The sequence below is a fragment of the Burkholderia sp. AU39826 genome (assembly GCF_020419965.1).
GTDB lineage: Bacteria > Pseudomonadota > Gammaproteobacteria > Burkholderiales > Burkholderiaceae > Burkholderia > Burkholderia semiarida.
In genome coordinates, this window is the sequence record NZ_JAIZQG010000012.1 from 47,525 (window position 1) to 63,924 (window position 16,400).

The window sequence follows — 16,400 nt, forward strand, 5'->3', positions numbered from 1 at the left end:
CGTTTCAATTTTTCTGACAGGAGCCGGCGGACCATGCTGACCAGCGATCACATCGACATGCTGCTGACCGTCATCGACAAAGGCTCGTTCTCGGCGGCCGCGCGTGCGCTCGGCCGCACGCCGTCGGCGGTCAGCATGGCGATCGCGAACCTCGAGGCCGAGCTCGACCTCGTGCTGTTCGACCGCGGCTCGCGCGAGCCGACGCCGACCGCCGCGATGGCCGCGCTGCTGCCCGACGCGCGCGCGATCGCCGAACGGCTGCATGCGCTGCGTGCGCATGCGCAGCACTTGTCGGAAGGCGTCGAGGATTCGCTGCGGCTCGGGCTCGCCGCCGAAATTGACGGCGCGCCGATTGCGCGCGCGCTGACGGCCGTCGCGGTGAAATATCCGGCGCTCGCGGTCAGCGTCGTCACGGCGCCGCAGGACGCGATCGTCGACGCGCTGCATCGTGGCGCCGTCGATCTTTGCGTCGCGTACGGCGGGCTCGATCTGCATCCGCAGGAACAGATTCACGCGCTGTGGACCGAGACGCTGATCGCGGTCGCCGCGCCCGGCCATCCGGCGATTGCCGAAGCCGCGCATCCGGAGGCGATCGAGCGATTGTCCGGGTTCCGGCAGATCGTGATCGCCGATCCGGAGCGGCCGCTCACCGACGTGCGGCCGCTGATCGGCAACCGCACGTGGAAGGTGACCGACATGGCGACCGCGATCGCGCTCGTGAAGGCCGGTCATGGCTGGGCGAATTTGCCGGAGTCGGTCATCGGCCGGTATGTGGCCGACGGCGAACTCGCGTCGCTCGTGTTCGCGAACATTCGCAACGGGCTGCCGTTGCCTGTGTATTTGCGGCGGCCGAAACATATGGGGCTCGGCAAGGCGTCAAGCGAGCTGGTGCGGGCGCTGCGGGCCGAACGCGCGGAGATGTGAGCGCCGCCGCACCCGTCGGAAGGTGCCGAGTGAGATTGACCGTTAGTTGCGGCACGCGGTGCGGTAAAAAGGTTCTTCGGAAATTTCCGTGGACGTCGCCTTCCGACCCGCTGCAGCCATCGGATGCCCCGGCAACTCGACGGCAAGGTTCAGTGTCAGGCTGACCCTCCAATGTCCAACTGCATGCACCGGCGAAGGTCCTCAGACAGTAGCACTGACGGGCCCGTTACTCCGCGCTTGGGTAACGGACTGCGCAAGCGGGCGCCCCGGGCTGCCCTTTACTCTCTTGACGCGGCGTCAGGAGCCGTTCAAGCAGATCGGGGCTGTCTAGTTGCGCAATCCACCAGTTCAAAGCGTTCCCTACCTTGTCCTCGCGCCAAGCGAGGTAGCCATTCGTGAACTCGCGCACACCCACAATGCGACGCGCGACCAGCCTGCCTTCGTGTATCGGTTCTTTCGCCACGAAATCGGGCAGCATCCCGACAGCGATACCTTCGCACAGTGCTTGCAGTTTGGCTGCGAGCGTCGGCACGATGATCAGCGGCTGTCCGTCACGGGTGGCCACGGATTGCGGTTGCAGTTCGCGAGAAGTGTCACTGATGACAACACCTCGATATCTTGCGATCGTTTCGCTCTCCAACGGCTCGGGCATGCGAGCGAGTGGATGGTCCGGTGCCACGACAAAAACGTGCCGGAGGGTTCCGATTGGCCGGGCCGCGATGTTGGCCGCATGCGGCGGCTCGCCGAACGCCCCGATCGCGAGATCGGCACGCCGCGTAACCAGGGCATCCCACACGCCGCCAAGCACCTCGGTGGAAAGACTTAGCTGGGTATTCATCTCCAGGCCGTAGAAGGCATGGACATACGGCCATAAGGACTGGATTGGCAAGATTGCATCGACGCATAGTCGAAGCTCCGATTCCCAACTGTCTCGAATGCCTTTTGCTTTGGCCTCCAGGTGTCGAGCCGCGTCCAAAAGACGACGCCCATCTTCCACAACAGCACGACCCGCTTCCGTGAGTCTCGCCCGTCTGCCGCCGCGATCGAACAGCTCGACCTCCAGGTCACTTTCCAGCTTTTGCACAAGGTAAGTGAGCGTCGACGGAACTCTATGCAGCAACTCGGCCGCCTCGGCGAATGTACCGGTCCGGTCAATTGCATCCAACACTTCGAGAATTTCGAATGACAGCTTGGTCGTCATACAGCAGATACTTCTATTGTTCACAGGATTCACCGCGACGGCCGAGCGGCTTTGCCGCAGCAACGCATCCATGCGGTTGCCCAACCTTTCGGGACTCGCTCGGATGCTGATCGGATGGACAAAGGCGATTCGTCCCTGAACCGGATACATCTGCCGGATGCTCTCGTTGACGAAGCCTCCGGCCACGCAATGGTCATTGCGGCAAGAGTCTAAGGGACACGCTGCTGTTTGTCTGCTCGTGGCGTGACGCACAGTTAGCGCATGATTCTGCTCGCGTCAATTTAGTTTCGCGCGAACGAAAGGAGACGCATCGTGCCCGCATCTTCGAGCGTCAGCCGGCGCGAAGGTCAACAGACGTGGCATATGACGCGTTTGCTAGATGCGGCGTTCGGCATGGCGACGACAACGGCCATTCAGCTTGCCGCGGCGAGTGTCCCTTCCTGGCCGATCGCCGACGTTCCTCCACGGAAATTTGGATGACCCATAAAAAACCCGGTCCGCGTTGCCACGGACCGGGGTTCGTCGATCAGCCACTTGCTTGAGCAGCACGCCCGTCAAGGGCCGCAGCGTCAGCGCCCAGCCACTTCCGCCTTGCCGGCCCCTGCATCGCCGATCGCCGTCGGTGCCGCGCCCCACCCGCCGCCGAGCGCACGAATGAGATTGACGGTCGACACCGCCTGCGCCCCCGTCAACTGGTTCGCCTGCAACTGCGACTGCAACACCGACCGCTCGCTGTCGATCACGTCGAGATACGCGACCTCCCCTTCCTGATACTGCGTCCGCGACAGCGTCGCCGCACGGCGCGAAGCATTGACGGCCGCATTCTGCGCGCGAATCTGGTCGTCGAGCAGGCGCAGATCGGCGAGATTGTCCTCGACCTCGCGGAACGCGACGAGCACCTGCTGCCGGTAGTTCGCGACCTGTTCGTCGTACTGCGCGCGCGCCTGCTGCACGCCCGCCGCACGGCGCCCGCCGTCGAACAGCGGCAGCGTCAGCACGGTGCCGGCGAACGGCCCGAGCAGGAACGTGCGGCTCGACCACAGGAACAGGTTGCCGAGCGTCGATGCTTCATACCCGAACGACCCGGTGATGTCGAGCTTCGGGAAGTACGCCGACTTCGCCAGCCCGATCCGCGCATTCGCGGCCGCCATCGCGCGCTCGGCCGCCGCCACGTCCGGGCGGCGTTCGAGCAGCGCGGACGGCAGGCCCGGTGGAATCTTCACCGCGACCGGCACGATCGGCGTTTCCTTGAACGCGAAATCGGCCGGCGCCTTGCCGAGCAGAATGGCCAGCGCATGCTCGGACGCCGCGCGCCGGCGCGCGACGCCGACCGCATCGGCCTGCGCGCTGGCCAGCTCGTTCTTCGCGCGCGACACGTCGAGCTCGCTGATGTCGCCTTCGTTGAAGCGGCGCTGCACGAGCTTCAGCGCCTGCTCGCGCAGCTCGACCGTGCGGCGGTACAGGTCCTGATCCGAATCGAGCTGGCGCAGTTCGAAGTAGTTCTGCGCGACGTCGGCCTGCAGCGCGAGCTGCACCGAGCGGAACAGCGCCTCGCTCTGCGCCTGGTCGGCACGTGACGCCTCGACGTTGCGGCCGACGCGGCCGAACAGATCGGCTTCGTACGACACCGTGCCCTGCGCGCGCCACAGCGTCGCGTTGGTCGGGCCCGTACCTTGCGGCTGGAACTGCGACGCCGACGACAGCCCCTCACGCGTCGGCCCGAACCCGGCGCCGACCTGCGGGAACCATTGCGAGCGCGCCGAACGCGTCGCCGCACGCGCTTCCTCGACTCGCGCCGCCGCGGCCTTCAGGTTCTGGTTCGCGGCGAGCGCCTGCGCCTCGAGCGAATCGAGCACCGGGTCGCCGAACACCTTCCACCATTCGCCGCGATGTTCGCCATCCGACGGCTCGGCCGTCTTCCACGTGCCGGCCTGCTCGCCGGCGGCGAGGGTCGGCGCTTCCTTGAACGCGGCGGGCGCCGCCGCGTCCGGACGCTTGTAGTCGGGGCCCACCGCGCACGCGGCGAGCAGCGTCGCGAGCAGGGTGCTCGCGGCCGCCACCTTCGCGAAGCGCATCAGGCCGTTCGTGTTGTGCAAGTTATTCATTTTCTGGTCCTCAAGCATCGGGCGCCGGCACGCCGTACCCCGCCGAATCCTTGCCGGCGACGTGGATCTTGCCGCCCGCGAGCGTACGCAGCACGACGTAGAACACCGGCGTCAGCATCAGCCCGAACAGCGTCACGCCGAGCATCCCGAAGAACACCGCGACGCCCATCGCATGGCGCATTTCCGAACCGGCGCCGGTCGACGTAACGAGCGGCACCACACCCATGATGAAGGCGATCGACGTCATCAGGATCGGGCGCAGCCGCAGCCGGCTCGCCTCGATCGCGGCCTCGAGCGGCGTCCTGCCGTCGTGTTCGAGCTCGCGCGCGAATTCGACGATCAGGATCGCGTTCTTCGCCGACAGCCCCACCAGCACCATCAGGCCGATCTGCGTGAAGATGTTGTTGTCGCCCTGCGTGAGCCACACGCCCGTCAGCGCCGACAGAATGCTCATCGGCACGATCAGGATCACCGCGAGCGGCAGCGTCAGGCTTTCATACAGCGCGGCGAGCACGAGGAACACGAGCAGCACGCTGATCGGGAACACCCACATCGCCGAATCGCCCGCAAGAATCTGCTGGTACGTGAGGTCGGTCCACTCGAACCGCACGCCGCGCGGCAGCGTCTCGTGCGCGATGCGCTCGACCGCGGCCTGCGCCTGGCCCGACGAGAAGCCCGGCGCCGGGCCGCCGTTGATGTCGGCCGCCGTGTAGCCGTTGTAACGCACGACCATTTCCGGGCCGAAGGTCGGCGTCACCGTCACGAGCGACGACAGCGGCACCATTTCGCCCTTGTCGTTGCGCGTCTTCAACTGCAGGATGTCGTCCGCGCGCTGGCGGAACGGCGCATCGGCCTGCACGCGCACCTGGTACACGCGCCCGAAGCGGTTGAAGTCGTTCACGTACAGCGAACCGAGATACACCTGCATCGTGTTGAACACGTCGGTCACCGGCACGCCGAGCTGCTTCGCCTTCACGCGGTCGAGATCGACGTTGAGCTGCGGCACGTTGATCTGGTAGCTTGTGAACAGCGGGCCGAGTTCAGGCGCCTGCTGCGCGCGCTTGATGAAGTCGTTGGTCGCATCCGACAGCTTCGCGTAGCCCACCGCGCCGCGATCCTCGATCTGCATCTTGAACCCGCCGAGCGTGCCGAGGCCGAGCACCGGCGGCGGCGGGAACACCGCGACGAACGAATCCTTCATCGCGCCGTATTTCTGGTTCAGCGCACCCGCGATCGCACCGGCCGACAGCGCCTTGCCGTGCCGTTCCGAGAACGGCTTGAGCGTGACGAACACGATGCCCGCGCTCGAACTGTTCGTGAAGCCGTTCACCGACAGCCCCGGGAACGCGACCGCGCTCTCGACGCCCGGCTGCTTCAGCGCGATCGCCCCCATGTCGCGGATCACCTTCTCGGTGCGGTCGAGCGATGCACCGTTCGGCAACTGCGCGAACGCGATCAGGTATTCCTTGTCCTGCGCGGGCACGAAGCCGCCCGGCACGACCTTCGACACGAGCACGGTCGCGCCCACCAGCACGAGGTACACGCCGAGCATCAGCGTCTTGCGCGACAGCACGCCGCGCACGCCGCGGCCGTAGTTCTCCGCGCCGCGATGGAACACCTTGTTGAAGCGGCGGAAGAAGCCGCCGAGCACGCGGTTCATCACGCGCGTGAGCCAGTCTTCCTTGTCGCCGTGCCCCTTCAGCAAGATCGCGGACAGCGCCGGCGACAGCGTCAGCGAGTTGAACGCCGAGATCACCGTCGAGATCGCGATGGTCATCGCGAACTGCTTGTAGAACTGGCCGGTCAGGCCCGACATGAACGCGAGCGGCACGAACACGGCGACGAGCGTCAGCGCGATCGCGATGATCGGCCCGCTCACTTCCTGCATCGCCTTGTAGGTCGCCTGCCGCGCGTTCATCCCGCCCTCGATGTTGCGCTCGACGTTCTCGACGACGACGATCGCGTCGTCGACCACGATCCCGATCGCGAGCACCATCCCGAACAGCGACAACGCGTTGATCGAATACCCGAACGCCAGCAGCAGCGAGAACGTGCCGATGATCGACACCGGCACCGCGATCAGCGGAATCAGCGACGCGCGCCAGGTCTGCAGGAATACGATCACGACGATCACGACCAGCGCGATCGCTTCGAGCAGCGTGTGCACGACGGCCTTGATCGACGAACGCACGAACTGCGTCGGGTCATAGACGATCTTGTAGTCGACGCCGGCCGGCATGTCCTGCTTCAGCTCGGCCATCGTCTTGCGCACCTCGTCCGAGATCTGCAGCGAGTTCGCGCCCGGCGACTGGTTGATCGCCATCGCGACGGCCGGCTTGTTGTCGAGCAGCGAGCGCAGCCCGTATTCGGACGCGTCGAGCTGGATTCGCGCGATGTCGCGCAGGTGCGTGACGCCGCCGTCCGGCGTCGTCTTCACGACGATGTCGCCGAACTCGTCTTCCGTCTGCAGACGGCCGCGCGCGTTCACCGACAGTTGCAGCGGCGTGCCGGGCAGCGACGGCGACGCGCCGATCACGCCGGCCGCGACCTGCACGTTCTGCTCGCGGATCGCCTGCACGACGTCCTCGGCCGACAGCCCGCGCTGCGCGACCTTCTGCGGATCGAGCCACACGCGCATCGCGTAGTCGCCCGAACCCCACAGCTGCACCTGACCGACGCCCTGGATCCGCGACAGGCGATCCTTCACGTTGATCAGCGCGTAGTTGCGCAGGTAGGTCATGTCGTAGCGGTTGTCCGGCGAGATCAGGTGGACCACCATCGTCAGCGTCGGCGAGCTCTTCACCGTGGTGATGCCGAGCCGCTGCACGTCTTCCGGCAAGCGCGGCAGCGCCTGGTTCACGCGGTTCTGCACGAGCTGCGTGGCCTTGTCCGGATCGGTGCCGAGCTTGAACGTGACGGTGATCGTCATGTTGCCGTCGCTGTTCGCCTGCGACTGCATGTAGAGCATGTCCTCGACGCCGTTGATCTGCTCTTCAAGCGGCGACGCGACCGTCTCGGCGATCACCTTCGGGTTCGCGCCCGGGTACTGCGCCTTCACGATCACGGAAGGCGGCACGACCTCCGGATATTCCGAAATCGGCAGCAGGAACATCGCGATCACCCCGCCGAGCAGGATGATCACCGATAGGACTCCTGCAAAGATCGGCCGGTCGATAAAGAATTTGGAAATGTTCATGGGTTGCTCTGTCTGGTTGAACGCGGATGCGAAGCGGCGTGCCGCTTACGAATCCGCCTTCGCCGGTGCGGCCGGCTTCGCGGTACCCGCGAGCGGCGCGGACGGCTCGTCGCCGCCCGTCATCGGGACCATGTGCGGCTTCACCTGCTCGCCGGGGCGCACGCGCTGCGTGCCGTTCACGATCACGCGATCGCCGGCCGCGAGCCCGCTCACGATCACGCGCCGGTTGCCGTGCTGCATTCCCGGTTGCACTTCGCGGTACGACACGCGGCCTTGCTGATCGACGACGAACACGAACTTCTTGTCCTGATCGGTGTTGATCGCGGCATCGTCGACGAGCAGCGCCTCGTGCGGCGCGCTGCCGCCCACCTTCACGCGCGCGTAGAGGCCCGGGACGAGCGTGCCGTCCGCGTTGTCGAAGCGTGCGCGCACGCGGATCGTGCCCGACGACGTGTCGAGCCGGTTGTCGACCGAGTCGATCTCGCCGCTGCGCGAGTAGCCGGTCTCGTTCGCGAGGCCGAGCTCGACCGGCACCTTGCGGCCGTTGCGCGCGCCGTTGATGTATTGCAGGTAGGTCTGCTCGTCCGCGTCGAACGACGCGTAGATCGGCGACACCGACACCAGCGTCGTCAGCGGCGCGGCCGACGCACCGGCCGACACGACGTTGCCGAGCGTGATTTCCGCACGCGACACGCGGCCCGATACCGGCGCCGTGATGCGCGTGTAGCCGAGGTTGATGCGCGCCGTTTCCAGCGCGGCTTCGGCGGCCTTCAGGTTCGCGTTCGCTTCGCGCGCCGCGTTCTGCTTCTCGTCGTAGTCGCGCTTCGCGATCGCGTTGTCGCCGATCAGCCGCTGCGCGCGCTGCCAGTCGGTCTGCGCGTAGCCGTTGCGCGCCTGCGCGGCCGCAAGCTGCGCGGCGGCGCGATCGACTTCCGCCTGGTACGGGCGCGGGTCGATCACGAACAGCACGTCGCCCTTTTTCACGAGCGCGCCGTCCTTGAAATTCACCGCGACGATCGTGCCCGACACCTGCGGGCGCACGTCGACTTTCTCGACCGCCTCGAGGCGGCCCGAATAGCTTTGCCAGTCGGTGACGGTCTGCGGCACGACGGTCGCGACGTCGACTTCGGGCAGCGGCGCCGCCGCTTTCTCGGGCGCGTTCGCGTTCACGCGCATCGCGCCGAACGTGCCGAGGCCGACGACGGCGAGCGTGACGATCGCCGCGGTCGCGATTCGTGAACGGGTGGTGCGTAGGATGGCCATGTGGATCTCCGGTAAGCGTGGATTGGTCTGGTTATTCGGAACGGTTCGGCTGGCGCGCCTGGAAACGGCACTGGAAGAAGCGCACGGCTTCCTCGAACGCGGCTTCGTGCGTGGCGAGCGCGGCGTGCGTGATGTCCGGGTAGCGGATCACCTGCGTGAGCACGCCCGACGAAATCAGGCAGCCCGCATATTTCTCCGCCTCGACGTGCAGCACGTCGTTCTGCGCGGTGACGACGAGCGTCGGCGGCAGCCCCGCGAGGCGCACCGATTCGATCGGCGCCGCGTACGGGTGCATGCGCTGCGCCGCCTGCGGCAGGTATGCGCGATAGCAGGCCGCGCATTCGCGCGCGGTGATGTCGGACGCGAGGCGCTCGGCGTCGCCGATGCGCGTCATGCTCGGGTCGAGCATCGGCCCGAACAGCGCCTGCGCGGCGATCGACACCTCGCCGCGGTCGCGGGCGATGAAGGCGAGGCAGTTCGCGAGCTGGCCGCCCGCATCGTGCCCCGCGACCCCGATCTTCTTCGGATTGCCGCCGAACGCGCGGGCGCGCGTCGCGGCCCACACGGCGGCGCGATACGCATCCTCCGGCGCGGCCGGAAAAGGAAAGGCCGGCGCGAGCGAATAGTCGACCGACACTACGAGAGCTGGTAAGCGTTCTGCTAAAAAACGCGCGGCGAAATCCGCGTCTTCGAGCGAACCGCGAACGAAGCCGCCGCCGTGGAAATAAAGCACTACTGGCAACCCGGTCTTGTCCGGACGACGGTAGAGGCGCAGCACGATGTCCTGTGCGTAGCCGGGAATTTCGATTTCGGCAACCGTCAGCGCCCCGCCCGCTGTGGCTTGCGCGGGCAGCGCGGCTTTCAGGAATTTGCTGAATTCAGAAGCGTCCATGACGATGCGGCATCCATTTCGAGATGGAACGAATTCTGAGTCCGGCAGACATTGGGATAAATGCCTATAATCCGGCAACACAATTCAACGCCCCCGAACAATCCGAGGCTGCGTTTACCCATGAGGTAGCGCAGCCTTGTTGTTCGCGGGCTCATTAGATTGCGGAGGTTGTGATGGACCGGCTTCAGGCCATGCAGGTGTTTACTCGCGTCGTCGATACAAGCAGCTTCACCAAGGCAGCAGAAACGCTCGGCCTGCCGCGAGCGTCCGTCACGACGATCATCCAGAATCTCGAAGCCTTCCTCGGCGTGCGGCTGATGCACCGGACCACGCGCCGGCTGTCGCTCACGCCGGACGGCGCCGCGTACTACGAACGGTGCGTGCGGATCCTCGCGGACGTCGAGGAAACCGAAGCGAGCTTCCAGGCCAACAACCGGAAGCCGCACGGAAAGTTGCGTATCGACATGCCGGGCTCGATCGGTCGGCTGCTCGTGATTCCGTCGCTGTGCGAATTTCATACGCGCTATCCGGACATCGACCTGCAGCTCGGCCTGTCCGACCGGCCGGTCGACCTGCTGCAGGAAGGCGTCGACTGCGTGATCCGCGTCGGTGCGCTGCAGGATTCGTCGCTCGTCGCACGCCGCGTCGGCCTGTTCGAGTGCGTGACCGTCGCGTCGCCCGACTATCTCGAGCGCAACGGCGAGCCGCAGACGATCGACGATCTGAGCCAGCACAAGGCCGTCAACTACTTCTCGAGCCGCACCGGCCGCACGATCGACTGGACCTTCCTGATCGACGGCAAGGAAGTCGAGATGAAGATGGAGGGCATCGTGTCGGTAAACGACGCGGATGCGTACGTGACCTGCGGTATCGAGGGCTTCGGGCTGATCCAGCCGCCGCTCTTCATGGTGCTGCCGCACCTGCGCGAGGGCCGGCTCAAGGAAGTGCTACCCGGCGTCAAGCCGCTGCCGATGCCGATTTCGGTCGTGTATCCGCACAGCCGCCATCTGTCGCCGAAGGTGCGCGTGTTCGTCGACTGGGTGGCCGAAGTGTTCGACCGCTGCCCGCTGCTGAGCGGCAAGGGCAGCCTCGACGCGACATGCAGCAAGCGCACGTTCGAGGAAGCCGAACGCGCGCCGGCGCTCGATACGCCGGTCATCAACGAGTGGGTCGCGTAATCGTCTGAACCACGCGTGCGGGCCGCGGCGCCCGCACGTCGTCCCGCCTGCGCGCCGCCTGGGCACCCTCTCCAAGCGCGGCGCCCCGATCCTTCCCGAATCCGCAGTAAGCCTTTGCGCAACCCGCGGCAATCGGCCGTGTGCGTCGTCGCGCGCCCTCGCCGCAGCCCCTGCGACGCCGGCGCCACGGGGCTGCGGGCCGTTTCCGCATTCCCCCACCGCACGTACGGATTCCGATTGTTCCAGTCTCGCGACAATTCAATTCGTGCGAGCCGCATTTATCGCGACGGAACGGACACCTAGAGTAAACCCTGTCGCGCACCTCGTTGCGCATCGAACAGATCCCGCCTGGCGGGACCGGAGTAAGCGCCCAGGCGCCCGCTCCGACATCTTCAGGAGTGACGCCATGAACCACCGCCATCTTCTTTCGGCCCTTGCTCTCACGCTTGCCGTGTCCGCACCGGCCTTCGCCGATTCGGGTACGCCGCACGCCGGCGACTACGGCAACACGTCGTGGTATTCGCAGCACAACGGCCCGCGCACGCGCGCCGAAGTGAGCGCCGAGGTCGTGCAGGCACGCAAGGACGGCACGCTCGCGTACCTGCGCAAGGCAACGTCGTACCCGCAAGGGCTCGAGCTCGCACAAGGCGCCTATCGCCCGATGCCGGAAAGCAACCAGCTCGCCGGCGGGGGCCGGTAACCGCGCGAGGCCGCGCAGCGGGTTGCCCCGCGCGCGGTGTCTCGAACCACCTCGTCGACGACTCGCTGAGTCAGTGAGTTGCAGGAGCACATGATGAACGATCAACTTCCTTCGCCGCTCGATCACTGGGACGACACCACGCCGGTGTGGACGCCGTTCCGCTCCGGGTCGCAATCGCATTGACGCTCGCGGCGACGTGTCGCCGATACCGTCCTGCGGCGATCAACGGCGCGGCACTCCATCACGCCATTCGCCCCAGTGCGTGACGATGTCCTGCACGAGCGGATTGCCCGCACGGTACAGGTTTTCGGTCGCCGGCGCGAAGCCGCCCTGGTCCGCGTAGTTCAGCAGGTTGTCCGCGCTCGTCTGTCCCGCGTACGGCCGGTCGAAATCGGACCCCGTGCGCAGCACGGCGACGCGCGACAGGTCGACCCGCTTCACGCTCGCCGCGCGCTTGAGCGCTTCGTACGTTGCGTTGTCTTCCTGCGCGGTCATGCAGTAGGTGCCCTTGCCGTCCGTGAGGATCTTGGTCCACTGGCGTGCGCGCTCGCCGATCAGCGTGCCCGAGAACCACGTATTGCCCGATGACGTATCGCACTGGATCACCGTCGGCGGCCGGTTGGCCGGCGCGTACGTGAACTTCGCGCGCGCGGCCTGCGCCTGTGCGCTGTCCGCGAGCACGACGTTGCGCGACAGCGCGTATGCGGCGTCGGTCAACTGCGGGTTGAGCTGGAATACTTCGGTGCGATAGTCGAGCGGCGGCTTGTCGTTCGGGCTCTTCGTGTTGATGCCGAGAAAACCGGTGTTCCACCCGGCCGGAATCTCGCGCGCATCGAGCTCCCACTGCAGGCTGAAATCGACGAGGTATTTCGACCACGCGGCCGAGCCGACCGTGCCTTGCGCGGGATCGACGCCTGCGATGCCCGAGATCAGGAAGTACGTGCGGCGCAGATCGAAGCGCTGCGAGAACGTGAGCGCCATGATCGTCGCCGACGCGTTCGCATAGCCCATGCCGGTCGTGACCACGCACACGTCCTGCTTGTTGCAGTGGACGGCCGGATAGTCGGGCGACAGGCCCGGCACGGCGATGTCGCGCCACGGGCCGAGCCGGTCGAGCCACGCCTGGCCTTCCGGACCGAACATCGTGATGATCATGACCTTGACCGGGCGGCCCTGTGCACCGGTCTCGGCGAATGCGGCGTTGCCCGCATTGTTGCCCTGGTTGTCCTGCGCGATCGACGGCGCGGTCGCGCAGGCCGCGAGCGAGAATGCAGCGGCTGAAAGGATGGAGCGAGTCAGCATCGGCGTTCCTTGTTTCAGTGATGTTGGATGAGAACGGCTGTCGGAGACTGCGCGAGGGAGTATAGAACGGGCGTGCGCGATGCGGAACCCGACTACGAAACGGCGGGCCGTGTTTCGTGCGAACGGATGCGTGTTGCGCGACGGGAAATTGCCCACTCGTCGCGGCCTTGCAAACATCAGGAATGCTATCTGGTTTTGCCGCCAACCGCGACCTCGGCCGCTTCTCGCCGCGCTACACGCGCAACAGCCCCGCGACGCCATATCCAAGCACGACGAGTGCGGCGACCACATGGCTCGCGGCGAGCCATCCCGGCGACTTCACGAAGCGCCCGATCGCGCTGCCGCCGAACGCGAACACGAGCTGCCCGGCGAGACTGCCCGCGAACACGCACGCCACGCCGAGCAGCCAGTGCCGGTGCGCACCGGCGGCAGCGGTCGCATAGCCGTAGAACAGCAGGATGGTCAGCGGATTCGCGAGCGTGACGAAGAACATCGACATGAACGGGCGATCGGCCGGCGGCGTCGGTACGCTGCCGTCGAGCGTGCGGCGCCGGTCATGCAGCGCCTGCCACAGCATCCGCGCGCCCATCGCGAGCAGCACGAACGCACCGACCATGCGGAACACCGACAGATACGACGCCAGCGTGCCCGCGAGCAGCGCGCCGATCGTGAACGCGACGACCGCATAGCAGCCGTCGGCAGCGGCCACCCCCGAGCGCCGCGCGCACGCCGGTCGCCGTACCGGCGCGCATGCCGTAGTGCGCGATCATCAGTGCGACGGGCCCGACCGACAGCGCGATCGTCAGCCCGAACAGGAAGTCGTTCATCGGTCGTCGATGGCATCGACACCGTCGATGGAAAGCGTCGATTCCGGCGAAGTCGAAACGATGCGGCGTGTGAATCCGGCGTCAGGCGACGTCGACGCGTGCGGGCCCGTCCACCATCTCGCCGATCACCGCCGCGCGGTCGAAACCGTCGGCACGGAAGCACGCGAGCACGTCGTCGACCGCTTCCGGCGCGCATGCGACCAGCAGCCCGCCCGACGTCTGCGGATCGGTCAGTAGCGCCTGCGCGACGGGCGGCAGCGCGTCGGCGAGCCGCACATCGGTGCCGTACGCGGCCCAGTTGCGGCCCGACGCACCGGTGAACACGCCGTCGGCGACGAACGTCTCGACGCCCGCGAGCCACGGCAGCGACGCATAGTGCACGCGCGCGGTGAGCCGCGCGCCGCGCGCCAGTTCGAGCGTATGGCCGAGCAGCCCGAAGCCCGTGACGTCGGTCAGCGCATGCACGCCCGACAGCGCGGCGAGTTCGGCGCCCGGCCGGTTCAGCTTGGTGGTGGTCGCAACCATCTGCGCGTAACCGTCGGCATCGAGCTGGTTCTTCTTCAGCGCGGCCGACAGCACGCCGACGCCGAGCGGCTTGCCGAGCACGAGCACGTCGCCCGCGCGCGCGGCCGCATTGCGCTTCACGCGCGACGGATGCACGACGCCGATCGCCGCGAGCCCGTAGATCGGCTCGACCGAATCGATCGAATGGCCGCCCGCGACCGGAATGCCGGCCTCCGCGCATACCGATTCGCCGCCGCGCAGCACGGCCGCGATCGTTTCGTGCGGCAGCACGTTGATCGGCATGCCGACCAGCGCGAGCGCGAGAATCGGCTTGCCGCCCATCGCATAAACGTCGGACAGCGCGTTGGTGGCCGCGATGCGGCCGAAGTCGAACGGATCGTCGACGATCGGCATGAAGAAATCGGTGGTCGCGACGATCGCCTGCTCGTCGTTGAGCCGGTAGACGGCCGCGTCGTCGGACGTCTCGGTGCCGACCAGCAGATCGGGGAACAGCGCGGGCGGCGTCGCGCGCTTGAGCAGTTCGGACAGCACGCCCGGCGCGATCTTGCAGCCGCAGCCGCCGCCGTGCGACAGGCTCGTGAGGCGCGGAACGGCGGGCGGGGCTTGGGTGGCTTCGGTCATCGTCGGCATCCGGTGAATAACAACGTTCTATTATCGGCAATTCCGCGCGAGCGCGCGCGGTACGCTCGCCGCGTTGCGGAGCGTATTGCGCTTCGATCGGTCTTTGGCGGAATCGCAACGAGTCGATATTGCCGTGCTCACGCGTCAAGCCAGCGCCACGGCCCCGCCGAGCGCCCGCTCGTCGATCGCCTCGGCCAGCGTCGCGAACGCCGTCCCGATCTCGTCTTCCGGCACGCACGCATAGCCGAGCAACAACCCCGACGCGGCGCGCGAACGATCCGCGTAATACCCGGACAGCGGCCGCACGACGATGTTGCGTTCGAGCGCGGCCTGCGCGACCGCGCGATCGTCGACGCCCGCCGGCAATTGCGTGACGAGGTGCAGCCCCGCGTCGCTGCCCAGCGCGTGCAACGTATCGCCGTAGCGCCGCGCGACCGCGTCGAGCAGCACCTCGCGGCGTTGCCCGTACAGCGTGCGCATCTTGCGGATATGCGACACGAAATGCCCTTCCGCGATGAATTCGGCGAGCACTGCCTGCTGCAGCAGCTGGCCTTCGCGATACAGCTCCGCGCTCGCGGTCGCGAAGCTTTCCGCGAGCGGCTCCGGCGCGACCAGATAGCCGACCCGCAGCCCCGGGAACAGCGTCTTGCCGAAACTGCCGACGTAGATCACCTGCCCGGCCGTGTCGAGGCCCTGCAGCGACGCGAGCGGCCGGCTGCCGTAGCGGAATTCGCTGTCGTAGTCGTCCTCGATGATCCAGCAGCCGTGCTGGCGCGCGTATTCGAGCAGCATCCGCCGCCGCGCGAGGCTCATCACCATCCCGAGCGGATACTGGTGCGACGGCGTGACGAGCATCAGCTTCGGCGGCTCGGCAAGATCGGCGGCCGACGGCGCGATGCCTTCGTCGTCGACCGGGATCGGTCGCGTGGTCAGCCCCGACACGTTCAGCACGCTGCGCACGCCCCAGTAGCACGGATCCTCGGTCCAGATCGCGTCGCCCGGATCGGTCAGCAGCCGCACCGCGAGGTCGATCGACTGGTGGATGCCGGTCGTGATCACGATCTGCTCGGGCGTGCAGCGCACCGAGCGCGACGTGCGCAGGTAGTCGGCCAGCGCCTCGCGCAGCAGCGCGAGCCCGCCGCCGGGTGCGTAGGTCAGCAGGTCCGGGCGCGGGCGCCGCCAGTACTTGTTGTGCAGCCGCGTCCAGACACGCGCCGGAAATCGCGACACATCGGGCACGCCCGGCATGAACGCGCCGCCCTGGCGCTTCGACACGCCGGCGCCCTCGACGAGCCGCGTGCCGCGCGTAGACAGCCGCCGCGTGGACGAAGGCACGACCGCCGGCCCGCCAGCCGGATCGGCCGGCGCGCCGACGATCTCGTCGGGCGCGCTGTCGGCGACGAACGTGCCGCGGCCCGTCGCCGAGTTCACGTAGCCTTCGAGCGCAAGCTGTTCGTAAACCTGCGTGACCGTGTTGCGCGCGATCCCGAGCTCGGCGGCCAGCAGCCGCGACGACGGCACGCGCGTGCCGGCCGGCAGTTCGCGCGACAGGATCGCCTGTTGCAGCAGCCGGTGAAGCTGCCGGTAGATCGGCTGTTCGCCGCCGCGCACGAGGCGCTGCGCCAGCCAGTCCGACAACACGCTCGCGCGCATGATTGGCTCCTGA

11 protein-coding genes and 1 pseudogene are annotated in these 16,400 nt (G+C 67.1%); 3 read left to right on the forward strand and 9 right to left on the reverse strand.

The genetic code is table 11. From position 1 onward, the window contains the following. Positions 1 to 33: 33 nt before the first annotated feature. A complete protein-coding gene (locus LGM42_RS20310; protein ID WP_226233025.1) occupies positions 34 to 924 on the forward strand; it encodes a LysR family transcriptional regulator in 891 nt (296 codons plus the stop codon). 226 nt (positions 925 to 1,150) lie between these two features. Here the strand turns inward: LGM42_RS20310 and LGM42_RS20315 are convergent, their stop codons facing one another. From LGM42_RS20315 to LGM42_RS20335, 5 genes are all read right to left on the reverse strand, one after another. Further along, positions 1,151 to 2,125, reverse strand: coding sequence for a LysR family transcriptional regulator (locus LGM42_RS20315; protein ID WP_059641588.1), 975 nt, complete (start codon positions 2,123 to 2,125; stop codon positions 1,151 to 1,153). A gap of 569 nt (positions 2,126 to 2,694) precedes the next feature. Then, entirely contained in the window at positions 2,695 to 4,230 is a 1,536-nt protein-coding gene (opcM, locus tag LGM42_RS20320; RefSeq protein WP_226233026.1) for a multidrug efflux transporter outer membrane subunit OpcM, read from the reverse strand. Positions 4,231 to 4,240: 10 nt separating this feature from the next. Continuing rightward, on the reverse strand, positions 4,241 to 7,426 hold the full coding sequence (gene ceoB / locus LGM42_RS20325; RefSeq protein ID WP_226233027.1) for a multidrug efflux RND transporter permease subunit CeoB: 3,186 nt from the start codon (positions 7,424 to 7,426) through the stop codon (positions 4,241 to 4,243). Positions 7,427 to 7,471: 45 nt separating this feature from the next. Further along, positions 7,472 to 8,689, reverse strand: a complete 1,218-nt coding sequence (ceoA, locus tag LGM42_RS20330; protein ID WP_124860272.1) for a multidrug efflux RND transporter periplasmic adaptor subunit CeoA — start codon at positions 8,687 to 8,689, stop codon at positions 7,472 to 7,474. Positions 8,690 to 8,720: 31 nt separating this feature from the next. Continuing rightward, on the reverse strand, positions 8,721 to 9,581 hold the full coding sequence (locus LGM42_RS20335) for an alpha/beta hydrolase (RefSeq protein ID WP_060309891.1): 861 nt from the start codon (positions 9,579 to 9,581) through the stop codon (positions 8,721 to 8,723). Positions 9,582 to 9,754: 173 nt separating this feature from the next. Between LGM42_RS20335 and ceoR the strand changes: the two genes are divergently transcribed. Continuing rightward, positions 9,755 to 10,759 (forward strand): putative multidrug efflux transcriptional regulator CeoR, encoded by a 1,005-nt coding sequence (ceoR, locus tag LGM42_RS20340; RefSeq protein ID WP_059582046.1) that lies wholly within the window; start codon positions 9,755 to 9,757, stop codon positions 10,757 to 10,759. Positions 10,760 to 11,165: 406 nt separating this feature from the next. Further along, positions 11,166 to 11,459 (forward strand): DUF4148 domain-containing protein, encoded by a 294-nt coding sequence (locus tag LGM42_RS20345; protein ID WP_060309892.1) that lies wholly within the window; start codon positions 11,166 to 11,168, stop codon positions 11,457 to 11,459. Between the two features lie 222 nt (positions 11,460 to 11,681). On the opposite strand, the gene LGM42_RS20350 is transcribed toward LGM42_RS20345, so the two are convergent. From LGM42_RS20350 to LGM42_RS20365, 4 genes and pseudogenes are all read right to left on the reverse strand, one after another. Then, positions 11,682 to 12,761, reverse strand: coding sequence for a purine-nucleoside phosphorylase (locus tag LGM42_RS20350; RefSeq protein WP_060968290.1), 1,080 nt, complete (start codon positions 12,759 to 12,761; stop codon positions 11,682 to 11,684). A 232-nt stretch (positions 12,762 to 12,993) separates the two neighbouring features. After that, positions 12,994 to 13,588 (reverse strand): annotated as a pseudogene (locus LGM42_RS20355) (LysE family translocator). A gap of 81 nt (positions 13,589 to 13,669) precedes the next feature. Further along, entirely contained in the window at positions 13,670 to 14,734 is a 1,065-nt protein-coding gene (gene selD, locus LGM42_RS20360) for a selenide, water dikinase SelD (protein WP_081059225.1), read from the reverse strand. Between the two features lie 144 nt (positions 14,735 to 14,878). Beyond that, on the reverse strand, positions 14,879 to 16,387 hold the full coding sequence (locus LGM42_RS20365; RefSeq protein ID WP_226233028.1) for a PLP-dependent aminotransferase family protein: 1,509 nt from the start codon (positions 16,385 to 16,387) through the stop codon (positions 14,879 to 14,881). Positions 16,388 to 16,400 lie beyond the last annotated feature (13 nt).